The following is a 20,538-nucleotide window of genomic DNA, read 5'->3' as shown; positions in this document are numbered from 1 at the left end:
ATTATAGAAATATCTTATTGAGAATAAATCTATATAAATGATTGATTATGATTGACAAGGAGGTTATTATCATGGATAAAAAGGCAATCTACAGTTTATCATACGGGATTTTCATGTTGTCCACAAAGCTGGGCGACAAGGCAAATGGCTGCATCATCAACACCTGTATACAGGTGGCGAACAATCCAACGCGGGTTGCGATATCGGTTCTCAACACGAATTACACATGTGATCTGCTCAAGGAGAGTGGTGTGTTTGCCCTCAGTGTACTTGACGAGCAGTGTACATTTGACTCGATAAAGCACTTCGGTTTCCAGTCGGGAAGAGACGTGGACAAATTCGAAGGAATAAAGATGCCGGAGGATGTCAACGGAATCCCTTACATGGGCTGGTATGCCTGTGCGGTTATCAGTGGCAAGGTAGTTGAGAGCCACGATCTTGGAACACACACGTTGTTCATCGCGGAGGTGGTTGATGCGAAGATGCTGTCAGACAAGGCTCCTCTCACATATGCTGATTATCAGGCGCATGTAAAGCCAAAGGCAGACAAGCCTCCTAAGACAGATAAGAAGATAGTGGGATGGCGCTGCAAGATATGTAACTATGTATATGAGGGAAGTGAGCTTCCGGCAGATTATGTATGTCCTCTGTGTGGACACGGAGCAGACGACTTTGAACCTATATATGAGTAATGTGGGATATGCCGCTATCGGCAATAAATGAACGGTTTCAAATCTTGAAAAAGTTGATTTCTTGCCGGTAACGGCATATACTATCTATATACAAAACACTGTGCAGATGATAAAAGCCCATTGCGTAAAAGGAGGGATTTTCATGGGTTATATTTCAGTTGCAGAGACTGCAAAAAAATGGAATGTGTCAGAACGAACCGTTAGAAATTACTGCGCTCATGATAAGATTCCTGGGGCTTTTCTGACGGGAAAGACGTGGAATATACCGGATTCTGCGCAGAAACCAATGCGTCAATCTGCGGGAGAAGAGAACCGGGATCTGCTGACTGTGCTGAGAGAAGAGAAAAAAAAAGGAATTAAAGGTGGCATTTATCATAAGATACAGGTGGATCTCACTTACAATTCCAATCATATAGAGGGCAGCAGGCTCAGTCATGATCAGACACGGTATATATATGAGACAAATACTATAGGCGTGAGTGATCAGACGATAAATGTTGACGATATAGTTGAGACGACCAATCATTTCAGGTGTATAGATCTGGTGATCGATGATGCAAAGAACTTATTAAGTGAGAAAATGATAAAGGAGCTGCATTTGATTCTCAAGAATGGAACTCAGGACTCACGAAAAGAATGGTTTGCGGTGGGAGATTACAAGAAAGTTCCGAATGAGGTGGGCGGCCATGATACGGCTTTGCCGGAAGAAGTTCCAGAGAAAATGAAAAATCTCCTTGCAAGATACCGCAAGCTCAATGAAAAGACACTAGATGATATTCTGGATTTTCACCATGAATTTGAAAGTATTCATCCGTTTCAAGATGGCAATGGCAGGGTTGGCAGGCTGATATTGTTCAAGGAGTGTCTGAAATATGATATAGTTCCATTTATCATAGATGAAGATCTCAAATGGTATTACTATAGAGGACTTTCAGAATGGAATAGAGAAAGAGGATATCTGCGGGATACCTGCCTTACTGCGCAGGATAAGTTTAAAAAGTACCTGGACTATTTCAGGATACAGCACAGAGATTAAAAGACTGGAGAAAATTATGGACGGAGAAAGAATGATGAAGAACGTAGCAGAGATATTCAGCCGCGGTGCGGTGGTCAAGAATCTTCCGGCATGGGTAAATATGCGCCACGCCTGGAAAGCAAGTGATGCGGCGAGAGACAGAGGGCTTGAATATCCGGCAAATGTTGTACAGATAAAGAATCTGGATTACAAAAAGGAGCTTGATGAGGTCCGTTTCAATGAGCTGATTGAAACATGGAACAAAGATGTAGAGAAAAACATTATATTCTTTGCCGATTCCGGGGATGCCGCAGACGTGGATTCTGCAAGCTATACATCCAACAGCTACATGGATCTCTGTGTTCCAATATCGTATATGACAGATGAAAACAGAAAATATCCGGTGATAGTGAGCGTGCATGGCGGAGGCTGGTTCTATGGTGACAAGGAACTGTACAGCCACTATTGCTGCCTTCTTGCGGAGCACGGGTATGTGGTGGTGAACTTCAACTATAGATTGTCACCGCAGAACAAATATCCTGCGGCCATAGAGGATGTGGCGTATCTCATTCGGTATATCCATGAGAATGCGCAGACACTTGGAATAGACATTGATAATTTCTATATGGTCGGTGATTCGGCGGGGGCACAGCTCACGGCAAATTATTGCATCATAGCATCAAACAGCGATTACAGGGCAAAGCTTGATTTCTTCACATATGATCTATTGCCTAAGAAGGTATGCCTTAACTGTGGTGCATACAAGATGGCAGAAAGAAATGACAATATATCCGCATGGTATCTGAGAAATGATGCGGATGATGATCAGAATAGTGACGGAAAAATAAGTTTACACGACAAAGCTGAAAAATGTGAAAGTAAGAAAATAAGCCAGGCATATGCAGTGACTGAGGAACAGTACAAGCTGTTTATGGATCAGCTTGATTATGTAAATGCTGAGTTTCCGGAGGCGTATCTCATGTATAGTGTAAATGATGATCTGGCATCACATACAAAAGCGTTGGATGAGGTGCTGAACAAAGTTGGAGTTGCACATATCACAAAAGCGTATGGACAGAACAATCCTGACAGCGGCCATATATTCCATATGAATATGTACAATCCAGAGGGAATACTCTGTAACGAGGATGAGTGTGCATTTATGAGATAAGTAGGATCAAACATGGTTAGTGTACTGTAAAAATTAGAGAACATTTACAGTGGTCAGGCAAAGAAACAGAAAAAATTAGCCGATGTGGCAGAATGTGAAAAAAACAGTTTGACAACATGCCCCATGAATGCTATCCTATAAAAACAGATAAAGGCAAAGACAGGAAGGAGTACTTAAGTCACTGTCACTTCAGAGAGTAGGCGTTTGGTGCGAGCCTATAGGACACCTTAAGGAAGCAGTCCCCGAGCTGTGACCGCGAAAGTTTTCCGGGTAGTGGTCAACGGAAGGTTCCACGTTATAGGAACAACGATAGTGATGGCTGTCGGCTGAGAGCAGGAATAAGTTCCTGAATTTAGGTGGTAACACGGACAAGAAAGTTCGCCCTAAGCATATTATAAGTATGCTTAGGGCTTTTATTTTGCGTTTTCAGGGTGACAAGCGGCTGCGATGCGCGAGCTTGCACGCAGGCATCGAAGATGCGGAGTAATCTCGAAGAAAACGCAAGTTAAACCAACAATCAGCAAACACAGACAACAAGGGATCAAGAGATATAAAGGAGTGTGTATCATGAGAAAATTCGAAAAATCATCAAAGCTTGACAATGTGTGTTACGACATAAGAGGTCCTGTTATGGACGAGGCAAACAGGATGGTGGCTGAAGGGGTAAATGTCCTCAAGCTGAACATAGGAAATCCTGCACCGCACGGACTTATGGCGCCTGATGAGGTTGTAAGGGATATGGCATATAACCTCAGAGATACCGAGGGATATTCGGATTCAAAGGGACTTTTTTCTGCAAGAAAGGCGATCATGCAGTATTGCCAGCTGAAGAATATTCCAAATGTAGGAATCGATGACATATATACAGGAAATGGAGTCAGCGAGCTTATCACCATGTCCATGCAGGGATTGCTGGATTCTGGTGATGAGATACTTGTTCCAATGCCTGATTACCCACTGTGGACAGCATCTGTCAACCTGGCAGGAGGAACAGCGGTTCATTATCTCTGTGATGAGCAGTCCAACTGGTATCCTGATATAGAAGATATCAAGAAAAAGATAACATCAAGAACAAAAGGAATCGTAGTCATCAACCCTAACAACCCTACAGGAGCTCTCTATCCAAAGGAGGTTCTTGAGCAGATAGTTCAGGTTGCAAGGGAGAATGAACTTATCCTTTTTGCAGATGAGATATATGACAGGCTCGTCATGGATGATAAAGAGCATGTGGCTCTGGCTTCACTGGCACCTGACCTTTTCACCATAAGCTTTAACGGACTGAGCAAGTCCCACCGAGTTGCAGGTTACAGAGTTGGCTGGATGTGTCTGTGTGGAAACAAGAGCAATGTGAAGGGATACATAGAGGGACTTAACCTCCTGTCATCCATGAGACTTTGCTCGAATGTTCCTGCCCAAAGTATAGTTCAGACCTGTCTTGGAGGCTACCAGAGTGCAGATGAGCTGCTTCTGCCTGGAGGAAGGATCTATGATCAGAGAGAGTATATTTATAAAGCACTCTGTGATATACCGGGAATAAGTGTGGTTAAGCCGGAGGCAGCGTTCTATATATTCCCGAAACTTGACAAGGAGAAGTTCAACATTACAAATGATGAACAGTTCGCTCTTGATCTTCTGAGGGATAAGCACATCCTCGTCACATGTGGAACGGGATTTAACTGGAAGGATCCGGATCACTTCAGGATAGTATACCTTCCAAATATGGAGATACTCAAGGAGGCAACAGCAAAGCTGGCCGATTTCCTGAGCTATTATCACCAGTAAAATATCAGGCACTAATATAAAATGTCAAATAACAGGAGTCTCATATGTAGGGCTCCTGTTATTTTTATGAAAAGATTTCAGATCCTGCTATATTATATTGAAAAAATGGCGGCAGATAAGGCCGATTGTATCGTAAGTATAGAAAATAATCAGATAAAGTGTGTACAATATTCACGCAATTATATACATAAAATACAATTTGCGGGCAAAACGCAACAACAATGATGATAAAGTTGGTAAATTGTCAAAAAATATGTTGACGATTTAGAGAGTATCATGTATAATAAAGATACATTAAAGAACAGCCATTTGAAAAAGAAACAGATGGCACACCATAGATTGTCACCCGTGACACATAACATGTACGAAGTGTTTATGGAAACAGACTTCACGCATGGTGCGCAGGAAACAGAGATCCGTGGTACAAGTTCACGAAAGGAGGAGGTTCCGTTGGAGACAATTGAAGAACATTTTTATCATGATGGTAACTCAGAACTGGGAAGTTGTTTCCACACGAGATGCCTTTAAGATAAAAGCTTGAATCAGTCCATATGTAGATGCTGAATACAGCATGGTTGAAGTACAAAGGACGCAGGTATTTGATACCAGATTTGATCCATCGTGATTGTTCAAAACACAAGATATGAGTGGTGTTTCAAGGGCATCAGGTCATATCACATATCGTAAGACCAGTGCTTATAAGAGGTTGGTACATATACAAGTTCATGCAGTGCATGTTATGAGTAGATGCAGTTCGTACCCTGATAGTTGATATTCCGGTAAGTTTAATCTCTAGGCACATCGAATTTTTTCATAGATATTAAAAATATAAAGTGAAAGAATGAACGGCATGTGTGGAAACATTCAAGTATTTTAAAAGATACTTCAATATTTAAAAAATGAATAAACTAATATAAAGCCAGTTGGTATTATGCCAGCTGGCTTTTTTATGTATTAATTACAACGTGCGTTAAACCACTGATTGCCCGCTCTGCGAGCCATAACAATCCGTGCGGTAACAAGAAACTAATATTAATTGCAAATAACTTAAATTATTGACTAATATGACGTGCAAAAGCAATAAAAAATAACTTAAATATTCGGTAATTAATGACATGTTCAACAATTAAAAAATGAGTTAATATAAGTATATGTATAAATATTAATCACGAATTAGGCTGTTCGTGGTGAGTAAAGTGGAGGAATGTCACAAAAAAGAAAGGGTAAGGAAATATGGTGAGATTTAGAACAAGACTTGTTGCTGTGACATGTGCAGTTGCAATGGTTGGCTCATTCTGGGGAAGTGCAGGGGCAATAGTCTCAGCTGATGCATCAGAGCCGTCTGCGGAAATGGCGTGGAGCATCACTACAGACAAACTGGTATTTGACACTGGCGCAGATGCCAAGTGGACAGATAAAATTTATGCCAGCAATGATGAAGGTACATACCCAGAGTTAGGCAGGATTGATGATGTGTCTGTGGGTAAAAAGGCTGTGCTCACGGCAAATGTAACACTTAATGGAGATTTTTCAGGATTGGATGGTGCGGAGGCTGCTGACGGAACGTATAATGCGATCCAGCTTTCCTGTGCGATCAAGACTGGCGATGGATGGACATACACCAAGTCTGATGATTATCCATTCCTTAAAGCGGAAAATTTTACAGATGGCAAGACACAGGTATCATTTGCATTTGATGTGGAGGATACAGGAGCTGTGAACGAGATAATATTCCAGTACAATTCAAACTCTGCATATACTGGAACAATATCAATATCTGATGTAGAGATTCAGAGTGATGATTCAGGAGAGGAGCCTGATGGTGGCAAAGAGCCTGATGGTGGCGAAGAGCCAGGTGGCGGATCATCAGCAACAGGAAATGTGACAGGTGTGGCAGCACCTTCGATCACAGACAATACAGTATGGAGCAGTTCAGATGCAGTTCTCACATTTGACGCTACCTCAGATGCGACATGGAAGGATAAGGCGTACGCCAGCAATGACAGCGATACATATGCTGATATGGCGAGAATAGAGGGTGCAACTGTAGGTGAAAAGGCGAAACTCACAGCTACGGTTTCACTTGATGGCGATATATCAGGCCTTGACGGTGCTGAGGCGTCAGACGGATCATATAATGCGATCCAGCTTGCTTGCGCTATCAAGGCAGGCGACAGCTGGACATACGTCAAGTCAGATGACTATCCATTCTTAAAGAGTGAGAACTTTACAGATGGCAAGTGCAGCGTAGAGTTCAACTTTAACGGAGTGGATGCAGGCGATGTTCAGGAGATCGTATTCCAGTACAATGCAAACTCAGCATTTACAGGAAAGGTTCTCATCGGCGGCGTTGCAGTTGACAAGGTAGAGAGTGGCAAGAAGCCGACAACATCAGAGACTGAGGCTGGAAATTTTGCAGATGCAAGCCTTGTGTTTGACACAGCGAGCGATGCAAAGTGGACAGACAAGGCATTTGCCAGCAATGATACAGAAAGCTATACAGATCTTCCTACAGTAGACAATGTCAAAGTTGGAGCAAAGGCAAAGCTCACAGCTATGGTTTCACTTGATGGCGATATATCAGGCCTTGACGGTGCTGAGGCGTCAGACGGATCATACAATGCGATCCAGCTTGCGTGTGCCATGAAGACAGGAGACAGCTGGGATTACGTCAAGTCAGGCGACTATCCGTTCATCAAGGCTGAGAACTTTGTCGATGGCAAGTGCGATATATCATTTGCATTTGATGTATCAGAGGTGGGAAATGTGCAGGAGATCGTATTCCAGTACAATTCCAACTCAGCATATGCTGGCAAGATCACAATAAGCAACGTTAAGGTACTTGATGTTAAGGAGAGCAGCGGCGGACTTGAGCAGAGAGATCCTGCTGTGATCTCAGATCTCTCATCGGCTGAGGATTATGACAAGTGGAGCACAGAGGCCGGATATGCATACAAGCACGGCGATGCAGCCAACAAGGCCGGCAATGCCACACCTGACATATCATATGACAGTGCAAATGAGAGACTTAAGGTTTCTGTTGACTACTCAGCAGATTCAACTTCCTCATGGAGTGAGGCAAAGGTTAAGTGTGTTCCTACAGAGGCTATGGATGTGAGCCAGTACAACCAGCTCAGTGTGGATATCATCTACCCGGCAAAGCTTAAGGGAAGCAAGCTCAAGTTTTTTGCAGATGGAATAATAAATAAAGATACGACCATTGATGATGATGCAGAGGATATCGGCGATGGATTAAAGAAGGTTACAGTTACTATGGGATTTACTCCGACAGATAAACCACTCACAGATGTGACAATAGGAATCATCGGAAGCAGCACAAGCTTCAAGGGCAATGTATATCTTGATAATCTTGTTCTGTCACAGGCAGATACAACAAAGGATTTTGTCGAGATAACAGAGACTCCTGGTGCTGGTTCACCAGTGGATCTTTCACAGATGCCATCATCAGTTAGAGTGAGCGATGCGAATGCAGCAGACAGTGCAAAGGCACTTGCGGCATACCTGAATACGCTCATGAACAGTGATCAGGTTCTGTTCGGACATCAGAATGATGTGAGCAGAAGCGTAAATCCACAGGCGTCACTCGGTGATGTATATGATGTGACTGGACAGGTCAGCGGTGTGTTCGGAATCGACTCACTGGCAGTTACAGGCTCGGAGGCAGGCGGTTCAGACGCGGCTTCGGCACTGGCAAACTCAGTGGCATACAGCAAGACTGCAGCGGCAAATGGTGCGATCGTGTCATTGTCAATGCATATGCCAAACTTCTCCAGCTCCAAGATAGTGAAGAACTTGGATGGAACATACAGCTTCTACGGATGTGATTTCTCAGAGTCCAAGGATCTGTCAAATGACATAGTAAAGCAGATTCTCCCAGGTGGAGAGTACAATGAGGTATTTACAGCTTACCTCGATGTGATCGCAGACTACGCATCACAGCTTCAGGCTGCAGGAATACCTATCATGATCAGACCATTCCACGAGAATACAGGAAGCTGGTTCTGGTGGGGATCAATGAACACAGCTGAGACATACAAGTCTCTCTACAGATATACCAAGGATTACATGGAGCAGAGCGGTGTACACAACCTTCTCTGGGTATACTCGCCAAACGGACCTATCACATCAGAGGCAGCTTACATGTCATACTATCCAGGCGATGAGTATGTAGATATCCTTGCATTTGACTACTACAACGATTACAATTCATACCCTGCAGCTGCAGACAACTCTTTCTTTGACAGTCTTGATACAACATGTAATATCGTGTCATCAATAGCTGCAAAGAGAGGCAAGATACCAGCCATTGCTGAGTGCGGTGTCAGAGTCATGAAGAAGGACGGTTCAGACAACGAGGGACTTCTCGTAAAGGGTAATCCGGTTGGAACAGAGGCTTCAGGAAAGAACTGGTATCAGGAAGTCAGCGACATTGCGAAGAAGAACAACATGCCATACTATCTTGTATGGGCCAACTTCGGAGATACCAACTTCTACGTTCCATATAAGTATGACGACACACATGGACAGGAGCTTATAAATGACTTCATAAAGTACTACAACGACGACTCATCAATATTCGGTGGAGATACAGGATTCTACAGTAACATGGGAACCCTTGCAGGAGTATCTGCAAATACATACACGGGCCAGATGGGTTACATGGTATATCCATTTGACAGAGATACCATCCTCAAGGCGACAACACTCAAGGCTGGTGTTAAGAATGCATCAAAGGTTCAGTTTGTCATCAACAATCCGGATACAGGGGTTAAGTTGACACTCACCGCTGAGGCTGGAGCCGAGATTGCCGCTGCAGGATCAGAGCCAACACTTTACACGGCTGATCTCACAGAGAAGAATCTCAGCAAGCTTGGAAAGACAGATACAGCAACTATCACACTCTTGGCAGATGGCGAGCAGCTCGCACAGCTGTCACACATAAGCCTTGGAAAGGCCAAGGATAAGGCTCCTGCAAATGTCATCGAGGACTTCGAGTACTATTCAGGAAGCGACGGACTTCTGGATTCCACATACACATCTAACTCAGCCGCAGGATGCAGCTCAAGCTTTGTTCTTGACAAGACTCATAAGAACGGTGGCACATACGGCGGTGCGTTCAAGTATAAGCTTGAGACAAATGGATCAGAGGTGTGGACGGGAAGGATCAAGTCAGAGCTCACAAACAATGATTTCTCAAAGTATAATGCGCTTGAGATGTGGGTACAGCCGGACGGTATGGGACAGAAGCTTGTAATCCAGATCACAGATGGAAGCGGCGAGGAATTTGAGGTATACCTCACAGATTTCGTAAAGGGAACAAAAGCACAGTATGTTACTATTCCATTCAGCTCATTCAAGGGTAAGAAGGGTGGTACACTCGATGCATCGGATATAGTCAAATTTGCTGTATGGTGCAACTCGATCGTGCCGGAGGATCACACTGGCAAGTGGACAGTTGACTCAGCTATCTACTTTGATGGAATCCAGGCAGTGAAGCTCACAGATGATATGCTGAAGAAGAATCCTGTGGACAAGAACGGTCTTATCATAACAGACAAGTCACTGGTAAAAAAGGATGAGGCAGATCCGGGTAAGGACGATCCAACAACAGAAGCTCCAACAACAGAAAATCCAACCACAGAGAATCCAACCACAGAGGATCAGACTACCGAGGCTCCAACAACTGAGAAGCCTGGCAATGACGACAAGACAACTGAGGCTACCACAGCAGCAACAACGGATGGAAGCACAGGTGGAAATGGACAGAACGTGGTAAATACAGGAGATAAGTCACCTGTAGACGTAATGTTTGCGATAATGATAGCATCACTTATCATGGCCGGTGCAGGCTATATAGTTATCAAAAAGGATAAGAAGTAATACTCATTTTAGCCATACAAAGAGCCCCACTGTCGGCGGTGATGAAGACCACCGGCAGTGGGGCTTTATTTGTTGGTTTATATTTGTATGCAATATCAGTTTGCAGCACGTCTCTTCTCAACAAGCTTCTCTACAGGGGTTGTGAGATACATTATAGAGAGCATCAGCGTACAGCAGAACCAGATGATAGGCTCTGTGATGGTAACACCCAGATATCCAAGTCTTGGAGTGAGTATCATAACCGCAAGTACCTTTCCAACCAGTTCTATAGTGGATGACATAACTGGAACGATCTTCCGGCCCATTCCCTGCATGGCACATCTCAGCACGAATAGAGGTCCAAGTACATAGAAGCATGTCACGCCGATCCTTACGTACCTTACAGCCGGATCGATGATTGCGCTGGCAGATGTACCTGCAACCAGTTTTATAAGTGCCGGACTGAGCAGCCAGCCGAATATGATCATGACAGTGGTGATGATAGTGTTTATGATGATCGCTGCCCTCACACCCTGGTGTACTCTGTCGTATCTGCCCGCGCCCATATTCTGACTTACATAAGTCGTTACAGCATTTCCTACTATATATAACATGAACATGAGGATATCAAATATCTTTCTTGCTGCTGTGTGGGCGGTTACTATATCAGTTCCGAGTCCATTGATGGCTCTCTGAAGTATAACTGTACCGATGTTCACTATACAGCTCATAAATCCCATGGCAAGTGCGGACTGTATGAGGTCTGATCGGTCACTCTTCTCTACGGAGTACTCACCCTTCTCCGGAATCAGATGCTTGGCCTTCACAAGTATATAGATCAAGGCAAGTATGCCCGCCAGTGCCTGTGATATATCAGTGGCGATGGCTGCACCCCGTACTCCCATGTCAAATGCCCTTATAAACATAAGGTCCAGAACGATATTGAGTACAACTGATATACCGAGGAATATAAGAGGCGTCTTGCTGTCTCCGACTGCACGCAGTATGTTGGCGCACAGATTATATAATGAACAGAATATGATTCCAACGATTATGATTATAACGTAGCTTGCTGCCATATCCAGTATGTCGTCCGGTGTTTTGAGAAGTACCAGGATAGGTCTTATAAATATGAGACTCAGAACTGTCAGGACAATGGATGCCAGCAGTGTCATGATGGCCGATGCACCGATACATCTTCGCATATTGTGATGGTCCTTTGCACCGTAGTATTTGGCTATAGGGATGGCAAGCCCCATGGTTCCGCTGTTGAGGAAGCCTATTATCATATTCGAAATGACTGAGGTTGCGCCAACCGCGGCGAGTGCCCGTGAGCTTACGTAGTTGCCCACGATCGCTGAGTCTGTAAAACTGTATAACTGCTGTGCAATCTGTCCCAGTATCATAGGTACTGCGAACATCCATATGACTTTCATAGGTTTTCCAACTGTCAGATCTTTCATGATATATAAACCTCCTTGGGCAATGATAATCTATTGGTATAACGTTTAATAATATGTGTTTGATTTTGAGCGCCTGATATTCGATTGTACAACAGTTCCTGATAAAGTCAATGTGGAATTTGAGAAATTTTGAAGAAAAATGTTTTAATTTGTTTTATAAAATGTTATGTTAAAGTGAAACGATTAAAATAGTTGTAACTATGCATACTAAGAGACAGACGGTGTTTAGCCGGATATTATATATAGAAAGAAATGGGAAATATGGACAACAACAATAACAAAAAAAATAAAAATAAGAAGAAAAGAAGTAAAAGGTACGACATAGAGCGGATGGTGATTTATGCCGTGTCAATAATCCTGCTTGCGCTGGTCATAAGTCTGGCTGTCAAAAACTACAGACTTGAGAGCAAGCTGGACAAGTTGAGCGGAGGCGAGGCAGTAGCTACGGGAACCACAGTGGAGAGTGACAAGGCAGGAAATGATAAAAGTGATAAGGCAGGCTCTACAGATGCGACACAGTCTACAGAAACGGCATTGCCACTGACTGTTCAGGGAGATGTACAGTATGTAGATATAGATGTCCCTCAGAAGGAAAATCAGGAAAATTACAACGGTGATGATCTGGAGGATAACGGATATCCATATGCGATCAAGATCAACAGACAGGAGAATATAGTGACAGTGTACACTCTTGATGCGGCGGGATATTATACAGTGCCGGTCAGGGCTATGAGATGTTCAGTTTCACCTATTGGGGAGACTCCGACAGGACTTTTCAACATAGCGCTTAAATGGGATTGGCTTGCACTCTTTGATGATTGTTATGGTCAATATGTATCACAGATAGATGGAGACACACTGTTCCATTCGGTTCCTTATCTCGACACAACGAAGGATTCTCTTGAGACATGGGAGTTCAACAAGCTTGGAACAGGGGCTTCACTTGGATGCGTGCGTCTCTGTGTGGCAGATACAAAATGGATATACGAGAATTGTGAGTCCGGAACCTACGTTGATATATTTGACAGTGATTACTACGGACCTCTTGGACGACCTGTGCCTGTGACAAAGCTTGAGAACACGGATGAGCAGGGATGGGATCCTACGGATATGGTGGAGGAGAACCCTACAACAGGCAAGGCGGTAATATATGGTGCGGAGAGTCATAGTATAGAGCAGGGGGAAAATTACGACACCATGGCGGGAGTTATGGCATTTAACTCTCAGAGGGAAGATGTCACTGACCAGCTAAAAGTGGAAGGAACAGTTGACAATACAAAGGTTGGAAAGTACAACGTCAAGTACAGCTTCACTGATCAGGGTAAGGAGATATCAAAGAGTATAGTCATAACAGTGGAGGATGAGGCGGCTCCGGTCATAACAAGGATGCCTGTTGAGATCAAGGTTGCCAATTACAGCGGACAGAATGAGGAACTGGCGCAGATAGTAGCATCATACGTCACAGCCCAGGATGAGGATACGATCATAAAAAATGCAGTGGCAACCGATGGAAATGGTCACAGATTGGATGGAACTGACGTGTCGGAGCTGAAGGAGGATGCCATCTGTGTGGCAGTGGGCGAGGTTAAGGCTGAGCCGGGAACATACTCGGTTGTGTGCTGTGCCAGAGATGCAGCCGGCAACAGGTCACAGTATCACACTGTAAAGGTGACTATAGTTAAGTAATCATATGCGCGTATGCAGAGGTGGATCAATGGCAGAGAAGAAAAGTACAATGTATGATCTGGAAGCAGAAAAGATCAGAGAGAAGATAATAATATTTGCCGTCGATACAGGGGGGTATACTCAGAAGGAGGTATCCCTTGAGGTTCAGGCTTCACTGGATGAGCTTGCAGAACTCATAGACACGGCAGGCGGTGAGGTCGTGGGCAGGCTTGTGCAGAACAGAGAAAAGATTGCAAATGACCTGTATCTTGGAAGAGGAAAGGTTGAGGAACTCAGGAATATGATATATGAGCTTGGAGCCACGGGAGTATGCTGCGACGATGAACTGTCACCTGCCCAGCTCATGAATCTTCAGGATGCACTGGATATTAAGGTTATGGATAGAACCATGGTTATACTTGATATATTTGCAGCGCATGCAGGAAGCTATGAAGGAAAACTTCAGGTGGAACTTGCCCAGCTTAAGTTCAGGGCGACCAGACTTATAGGAATGAGAGACTCTCTTTCAAGACTCGGCGGAGGCATAGGCACAAGAGGCCCAGGTGAGAAAAAGCTTGAGATCGACAGACGAGTTATAAGGGAGAGGATATCAAGGCTCAAGGCGGAACTTAGGACCGTTGAGGCTCAGAGAATGCAACAGAGAAAGCAGCGCCAGAGAAGTGCGGTTCCGGTTGCCGGAATAGTGGGTTATACAAATGCCGGAAAGTCCACACTGCTCAATGCTATGACAGGGGCGGGAGTGCTTGAGGAGGACAAATTATTTGCGACCCTCGATCCAACGACCAGAAACTACAGGCTTCCTGGAGGTCAGAATATATTGCTCACGGACACTGTTGGATTCATAAGGAAACTGCCTCATCACCTTGTCGAGGCATTTGGCTCAACACTTGAGGAGGCAAAATACTGTGACGTTATAATACATGTAGTTGATGTCTCAGATGTGAACTGGGATAAGAACATAGAGACTGTGTACCACACTTTGAAACAGCTCAAGATAGATGAGAAATCAGGGAAGCCTATCATAACGGTATTCAACAAGGTTGACAAGATTGAAAAAGATGATCTGGTTGGTGTGCGGGATCTCAGGGCAGATAGAACTATCTACGTGTCGGCGAAAAACGGTCAGGGACTTGACGAGCTGGCATCTGCAATAGAGGAGATACTCAGAAATCAGAAGATATACATCAGACATACATTTGCCTACTCAGATGCAGGCCTCACAGGTCTCATACACAAGTATGGTGAGATAAAAACGGAAGAGTACCTGGATGATGGGATATTCATTGAGGCATATGTTCCGTCATCTATTCTCGGCAGACTTGGGTTGGGATTTGAAGATGAAGAAGAATATTAATAACTCTTAACGATGTCTTTCCAATGCTTTATCGGCAGTAAAGGCACTGGAAAAATATTTACATATTGTATATACTTATGTAGATTGTTATAGGAAGGAAAAAACAGGGTTATACCCTATGCATGACAAAGAAAGGGAAATATTATGGGAGACAACGAATTGAATGGAACACCGGAAGGTGTAACTCCTGATGGAGCAAGTGAGCAGAATGCTGCCAGTCAGCTGCAGGATCAGCAGAACGCAGGACAGTATGGCCAGCAGACAAATCAGCAGTATGCAGGACAGTATGGTCAGCAGACAAACCAGCAGTATGGTCAGCAGACAAATCAGCAGTATGCAGGACAGTATGGTCAGCAGACGAATCAGCAGTATGCAGGACAGTACGGTCAGCAGGCAAACCAGCAGTATGCAGGACAGTATGGTCAGCAGACGAATCAGCAGTATGCAGGACAGTATGGTCAGCAGACGAATCAGCAGTATGCAGGACAGTATGGTCAGCAGGCAAACCAGCAGTATGCAGAACAGTATGGTCAGCAGACAAACCAGCAGTATGCAGGACAGTATGGTCAGCAGACAAATCAGCAGTATGCAGGACAGTATGGTCAGCAGACAAATCAGCAGTATGCAGGACAGTATGGTCAGCAGATGACACAGAGTACATATGATCAGACTATGAATATGTATGGTGATCAGGCTCACAAGCCGGAGACACCGAAGAAGAGAAAGGGCATCAAGATCGCAATAATCTCGGTAGTTGCAGCCCTTATCGTTATCGCAGCCCTTGTTGTTGTATATCTCGTGTTCCTCAAAAAGACACCTAAGGAAGTGGTTGAGGATGCCATGGAGAATACAGCAAAGGAACTTGAAAATGGTAACATCAGCGGCATAGTCGGCGCGAATGATTTTGACCTTGACAATATCGAATTTAACTCACAGGTCAGTCTTGACAATGTGAGCGGTGCGGAGGCACTGAGCGGAACACAGATCGAGTGTAACGGTTGCACAGCATTTGGCGACAGTAACGACTTTAAGATAAGTGGCTCCATGACAGCGGCTGGTGAGAAAGCGACAGCAGAGATCCTTTCAATAGGAAACAAGATTTACTTTTCATCACCGGAGTTACTTACAAAGACACTCGTTCTCGATGCGAATACTATCATGTCAGAGCTTGGTGGCACTGAGGCTGGTGCAGGCGGCACAGTGGATGCAGAGGCTCTTACAAAGATTCTTGATGAGAAGCTTATTCCTGCAGTTGATAAATTTAAGGATTCAATGGTCTATGAGAGAGTAGGCAAGGAGAGTTTCACCGATGCAAATGGAAAGACTGTAAATGCAGAGCATTACACGATCACAATATCCACTGGTTCGATAAATGATCTGTCAAATGCTATTGTGGACTGTCTTAACGAATATGTGGACAGTAATATATCTGATGATATGGTTGCAGAGATGAACATTTCAAAGGATCAGATAAAGCAGTCTATTGGCACTATCCCATCACTTGTGGGAGCTGTATTCACAAAGGATATAGTGACAGATGTCTACATCAACAGTGGCAAGGTGGTTCATATTGATTCAGAGTATGATATAGCCGCAGCAGGTGTGACACTTGGTGTTACGGTGGATCACATGGGCGATGGAGATGTTACATCGGATACAAAGATGGTTGTGAAGCTGGAGTACGGTTCACAGATGAATGTCACATTTGACTGTGCATATAAGAATAAGAAGAGTGGTGACAAGACCGAAGTTACGGCAGATTATACCTTGTCAGCCGATGTGGACGGTGAGTCTCAGGCATTTACAGGAAGCACTGTATTTTCATATGATGAGAAGAGTGGCGCTATAGACGGAAGCAGTAAGGTTACAGCAAACTCAGAAGATATCGAGATGACATATTCAGGAACTCTGGCTGATGTAAAGAAGGGCAAGTCATTCAGTCTTAACGATCTTAAGTTTAATCTGAATGTTTCTGGACAGGAGTTTGTGGCATTGTCAGGCAGCATGAGCGTTGCTGAGAGTAAGAGTAAGATCTCAGCTCCGGCAGACAGCGATGTCGTTGATTATTCAGTACTTCAGGGCGAGGAGGCCCAGCAGTATATCAATACGGAAAGTGCAGAGAAGATTATCTCAGCGTGGGGAAGTTTGTTTGAATCCGCAGATGCGGGACTGCCACTTGGTAAAAAGGATGATGGCGATGATGATGGATCGACAGATCCTACGGAAGAAGCTAGTACAGAGGCAGCAACAGAAGCGACAACAGAAGCAGCAACTGATGATGTCGATTATTCAAAGGAAGTTCTTGCGATTGGGGATAAAACTGTAAAGATAAATGACCCTAAGGGATATGAGAGAAGTTATGGCTCAAGTTACTCAATCTCATTGAACGATACAAAGGGTGGTGCATATGTAATATATTCAGCAAATGAATATGCAGATGCGAAAACTTATCTTAAGACCTTAAAAGAAACATATAAAGATATGGAAGATGAGAATACTAAGATAGATTCCGTTACAGACAGCAAGGTAAAGGCTAAAGACGGAACAGAGGTAATCTGTCTTGAGGCTCAGATGACGGTATATGATATGAAGAGCACAGATATAACATTTATATATCCGCTTGGAGATGGTTCTATTGTATGTAGCATAAGCTACTGGGAAGAGCCTGATAATATTGATATTCAGAAGCTGTGTGATACATTTATCGGAGCGATGGAGATAAAGTAATGGACTATGCGTCCGGATCGAATAACATATATACGCAGGGAGGCAGTGATGAAGGTCGTAAATGTGAAGAATGTGGCAATTGGAGAGGGAATGACTAAGATATGTGTTCCGCTGGTGGCACCGACGGATTACGATGTGGACTATCAGTCAAGGATCATAGCAAAGTCTGAACCGGATATGGTGGAGTTCAGAGCGGACATGTATGAGAAGTGTTTTGACAGTGATGCTCTTATGAAGACTTTGGAGAAGATACATGATAAGCTGGGACGATATCCATTAATATTCACATTCAGAACAAAAGGCGAGGGTGGCTGTATGGACGCGACTCTGAGTCAGTATCGCGACCTTCTGATTGATGTAATAGCCAGTGGCTACGTAGATATAGTAGACGTTGAGTATTTTTCAGATACGGAGATAGTAGATGAGGTTATAGCAGAGGCGCATATGAAGGGTGTGTATGTTATCGTGTCCAATCATGATTTCAAAACCACCATTCCGATGGAACAGATCGTGGACAGATTCAAGTCCATCATATTTACTGGTGCAGACATAGCCAAAATAGCCATGATGCCAGAAGATGGTTCTCAGGTCGTTGACATGATGCAAGCGGCGAAGGAACTTCAGGAGTGTGGTAATCAGACTCCTCTTATAGTTATATCAATGGGAGAACTTGGAGTTGAGACAAGAACCACTGGTGAGATGTATGGCAATTCGGTGTCATTTGCAACAGCGGGAATTCCTTCCGCCCCTGGACAGATATCGGTGGATGCACTCAGAAGCCAGCTCACTATGATACATCATATTATAGCTGGTAGATAATTGTTAGATAAATGATTTTATTATGCTGGAAGTCACTCACGGTAAGTGCGGGGCTTCCAGTTTTTTATGCCAATCATCCACTTTGTAAAAGGGGACAGGTACCTCTGTTCCCACTTTCGTTTTTGAGAAAATCTAGTGTGTGGCTTGTTGGGCAGATATGTGGTATTATGACATAAATGTTCCGGGCGGCGAGTGCGGCAGACGGAGACGGTTAAGGAGATAAGAATAAAATGGAAGAAAAGATACACAAGAGGAGAGTTCACTACAGTGGAACTCATCCGAAGAGGTTTGAGGAGAAATACAAGGAGCATGATCCTGAGAAATATGCCGACACGATAGAGAAGGTCATAAGCAAGGGAAGCACACCGGCGGGAATGCATATATCAATATGTGTAAATGAGATACTTGATTTTTTTCAGATACAGCCGGGACAGCAGGGGCTTGATGCGACGCTTGGCTATGGTGGACACACAATGCGTATGCTTGAGCAACTCCATGGAGAGGGGCATATGTATGCTCTGGATGTTGATCCGATAGAGATCGTGAAGACGAAGCAGAGACTGGCAGATGCCGGTTATGGAGAGGATATACTCACGATAAAGCAGACAAACTTCAGGAATATAGACAAGGTTGCAGAGGAGGCCGGGAAATTTGATTTTATTCTGGCAGATCTTGGAGTATCTTCCATGCAGATAGACAATCCGGACAGAGGATTTACCTACAAATTTGATGGACCACTTGACCTGAGACTCGATCCGGAGAAGGGTGAGTCAGCGGCGGAGCGTCTGCGAGAGGTTTCATATGAGGAGCTTGTGGGAATGTTTCAGGAGAACTCTGATGAGCCGTATGCGGAGGAGATCGCCACGGTCATCATGAAGAGAAACCGCACTAAGAATTATGTGGAGACCACTATCCAGATGAAGGAAGCCATTGAGGAGGCGTTGTCATTTGTTCCGGAGAAGGAGCGGAAAGAGGCTGTGAAGAAATCCTGTCAGAGATGTTTTCAGGCTCTCCGAATAGATGTGAACAGTGAGTTTGAGGTTCTGTATGATTTCCTTGACAAGCTGCCGGATGCGCTCAGACCAGGTGGAAGAGTTGCCATACTTACGTTCCATTCCGGAGAGGACAGGCTTGTGAAGAGGGCGTTCAAGGCTGGAGCAAAGGCTGGTGTTTACAGCGAAGTCAGCAAGGATGTCATCAGACCGTCAGCGGAGGAGTGCGCCCGAAATCCGAGAGCAAGATCAACGAAGATGAGATGGGCTGTAAAAGCGGAATAAAGTAAACAGAAAGACTAAATGATTTAACACAAGAAGTCGGAGCAATGATGTTGTAAAAACAGAATAAAGGACACAGAAAGGCGACATCGTCTGTATATCATGTTAATATGATGACAGGGGATGTCGCCTTTTGAATATATGTTTCAGATGTATAGTGGCTGGATGTATGAGAAGGAAAGATGTTTATTTTAGGACGGAGGTACAGAGTTCCAGGGGTGGATGGCTGGGGATATAAGTAGGGTAGCCGTATGGTGTATAGCGTGCATAACTGTATTTGCAACTGCTGTCATATACCTGACGAGAAAAAAACGCTATGACCGTCAGGAGTACAGACGCAATATGACAAATGCCATGGCTCACAATCTCAAAACCCCACTCATGGCTATGTCGGGTTATGCGGAGAACCTTCTCGCAAATGTGCATACGGACAAGAGGCAGCAGTATGTGGAGGCAATATCAGAAAATGTGCGAAGGATGAATGGAATGATTGAGCAGATGCTGGAGATAGACAGGCTGGAAACCGGGAAACGGAGAAAAGCTTGAGAGCGTTGATATGGCGGAACTCTTCAGAAAAGTTATAGAAGAAAATGAGGTGTCGATAAGCTCCCGGTAAATGCGTAGCAGGCATACAGAGGATAGTAAAAATGTCCGTGATAATTTAGACAGAACATT

The 20,538-nt window shown here is 44.2% G+C and carries 13 protein-coding genes and 1 other annotated feature; of the genes, 12 read left to right on the top strand and 1 reads right to left on the bottom strand.

Annotated elements, in window-relative coordinates:
• The first annotated feature begins 71 nt into the window (after positions 1-71).
• From NQ536_RS13360 to NQ536_RS13335, 6 genes are all read left to right on the top strand, one after another.
• Positions 72-692 carry a flavin reductase gene (locus tag NQ536_RS13360; protein WP_044998280.1) on the top strand — a complete coding sequence of 207 codons (621 nt, stop codon included), beginning with the start codon at positions 72-74 and terminating at the stop codon, positions 690-692.
• 142 nt (positions 693-834) lie between these two features.
• Complete coding sequence (locus NQ536_RS13355) at positions 835-1,728, top strand: Fic family protein (RefSeq protein ID WP_044998282.1); 894 nt, start codon at positions 835-837, stop codon at positions 1,726-1,728.
• A 16-nt stretch (positions 1,729-1,744) separates the two neighbouring features.
• Positions 1,745-2,878, top strand: coding sequence for an alpha/beta hydrolase (locus NQ536_RS13350; RefSeq protein WP_004852880.1), 1,134 nt, complete (start codon positions 1,745-1,747; stop codon positions 2,876-2,878).
• Positions 2,879-3,025: 147 nt separating this feature from the next.
• Positions 3,026-3,267, top strand: a binding site (T-box leader).
• A 178-nt stretch (positions 3,268-3,445) separates the two neighbouring features.
• The gene (locus tag NQ536_RS13345) at positions 3,446-4,660 is read left to right on the top strand and encodes an aminotransferase class I/II-fold pyridoxal phosphate-dependent enzyme (RefSeq protein WP_015534380.1); all 1,215 of its coding nucleotides are present in this window, start codon (positions 3,446-3,448) and stop codon (positions 4,658-4,660) included.
• A 276-nt stretch (positions 4,661-4,936) separates the two neighbouring features.
• On the top strand, positions 4,937-5,188 hold the full coding sequence (locus NQ536_RS13340) for a hypothetical protein (protein ID WP_004852886.1): 252 nt from the start codon (positions 4,937-4,939) through the stop codon (positions 5,186-5,188).
• Between the two features lie 705 nt (positions 5,189-5,893).
• Positions 5,894-10,561, top strand: a complete 4,668-nt coding sequence (locus NQ536_RS13335) for a glycosyl hydrolase (protein WP_004852888.1) — start codon at positions 5,894-5,896, stop codon at positions 10,559-10,561.
• 95 nt (positions 10,562-10,656) lie between these two features.
• Here NQ536_RS13335 and NQ536_RS13330 read toward each other — a convergent pair whose 3' ends face one another.
• Positions 10,657-12,003 carry an MATE family efflux transporter gene (locus NQ536_RS13330; RefSeq protein WP_004852889.1) on the bottom strand — a complete coding sequence of 449 codons (1,347 nt, stop codon included), beginning with the start codon at positions 12,001-12,003 and terminating at the stop codon, positions 10,657-10,659.
• 252 nt (positions 12,004-12,255) lie between these two features.
• Here NQ536_RS13330 and NQ536_RS13325 point away from each other — a divergent pair, with 252 nt between their 5' ends.
• From NQ536_RS13325 to NQ536_RS13300, 6 genes are all read left to right on the top strand, one after another.
• Positions 12,256-13,689, top strand: a complete 1,434-nt coding sequence (locus tag NQ536_RS13325) for a L,D-transpeptidase family protein (RefSeq protein WP_004852891.1) — start codon at positions 12,256-12,258, stop codon at positions 13,687-13,689.
• Between the two features lie 28 nt (positions 13,690-13,717).
• Positions 13,718-15,043, top strand: a complete 1,326-nt coding sequence (hflX, locus tag NQ536_RS13320; RefSeq protein WP_004852893.1) for a GTPase HflX — start codon at positions 13,718-13,720, stop codon at positions 15,041-15,043.
• A gap of 144 nt (positions 15,044-15,187) precedes the next feature.
• Positions 15,188-17,770, top strand: a complete 2,583-nt coding sequence (locus tag NQ536_RS13315; protein ID WP_227909614.1) for a hypothetical protein — start codon at positions 15,188-15,190, stop codon at positions 17,768-17,770.
• Between the two features lie 48 nt (positions 17,771-17,818).
• Positions 17,819-18,589, top strand: a complete 771-nt coding sequence (aroD, locus tag NQ536_RS13310; protein WP_044998239.1) for a type I 3-dehydroquinate dehydratase — start codon at positions 17,819-17,821, stop codon at positions 18,587-18,589.
• A 230-nt stretch (positions 18,590-18,819) separates the two neighbouring features.
• Positions 18,820-19,866: a 16S rRNA (cytosine(1402)-N(4))-methyltransferase RsmH gene (gene rsmH / locus NQ536_RS13305; RefSeq protein WP_004852603.1), complete on the top strand. Its 1,047-nt coding sequence runs from the start codon at positions 18,820-18,822 to the stop codon at positions 19,864-19,866.
• A gap of 219 nt (positions 19,867-20,085) precedes the next feature.
• Positions 20,086-20,409 carry a sensor histidine kinase gene (locus tag NQ536_RS13300; RefSeq protein WP_004852599.1) on the top strand — a complete coding sequence of 108 codons (324 nt, stop codon included), beginning with the start codon at positions 20,086-20,088 and terminating at the stop codon, positions 20,407-20,409.
• Positions 20,410-20,538: the final 129 nt, after the last annotated feature.

Origin of the sequence: Coprococcus eutactus, from assembly GCF_025149915.1 — a bacterium.
Taxonomy (GTDB): Bacteria; Bacillota; Clostridia; order Lachnospirales; family Lachnospiraceae; genus Coprococcus; species Coprococcus eutactus.
This window is presented reverse-complemented; position numbering and strand designations above follow the sequence as displayed.

Excerpts from the sequence above, each read along its gene's own strand:
- NQ536_RS13335 (WP_004852888.1), top strand. The coding sequence starts at position 5,894 with ATGGTGAGATTTAGAACAAGACTTGTTGCTGTGACATGTGCAGTTGCA.
- NQ536_RS13360 (WP_044998280.1), top strand. The coding sequence starts at position 72 with ATGGATAAAAAGGCAATCTACAGTTTATCATACGGGATTTTCATGTTG.
- NQ536_RS13345 (WP_015534380.1), top strand. The coding sequence starts at position 3,446 with ATGAGAAAATTCGAAAAATCATCAAAGCTTGACAATGTGTGTTACGAC.
- NQ536_RS13355 (WP_044998282.1), top strand. The coding sequence starts at position 835 with ATGGGTTATATTTCAGTTGCAGAGACTGCAAAAAAATGGAATGTGTCA.
- NQ536_RS13325 (WP_004852891.1), top strand. The coding sequence starts at position 12,256 with ATGGGAAATATGGACAACAACAATAACAAAAAAAATAAAAATAAGAAG.
- hflX (WP_004852893.1), top strand. The coding sequence starts at position 13,718 with ATGGCAGAGAAGAAAAGTACAATGTATGATCTGGAAGCAGAAAAGATC.
- NQ536_RS13315 (WP_227909614.1), top strand. The coding sequence starts at position 15,188 with ATGGGAGACAACGAATTGAATGGAACACCGGAAGGTGTAACTCCTGAT.
- NQ536_RS13350 (WP_004852880.1), top strand. The coding sequence starts at position 1,745 with ATGGACGGAGAAAGAATGATGAAGAACGTAGCAGAGATATTCAGCCGC.
- rsmH (WP_004852603.1), top strand. The coding sequence starts at position 18,820 with ATGGAAGAAAAGATACACAAGAGGAGAGTTCACTACAGTGGAACTCAT.
- aroD (WP_044998239.1), top strand. The coding sequence starts at position 17,819 with ATGAAGGTCGTAAATGTGAAGAATGTGGCAATTGGAGAGGGAATGACT.
- NQ536_RS13340 (WP_004852886.1), top strand. The coding sequence starts at position 4,937 with ATGTATAATAAAGATACATTAAAGAACAGCCATTTGAAAAAGAAACAG.
- NQ536_RS13330 (WP_004852889.1), bottom strand. The coding sequence starts at position 12,003 with ATGAAAGATCTGACAGTTGGAAAACCTATGAAAGTCATATGGATGTTC.
- NQ536_RS13300 (WP_004852599.1), top strand. The coding sequence starts at position 20,086 with ATGGCTGGGGATATAAGTAGGGTAGCCGTATGGTGTATAGCGTGCATA.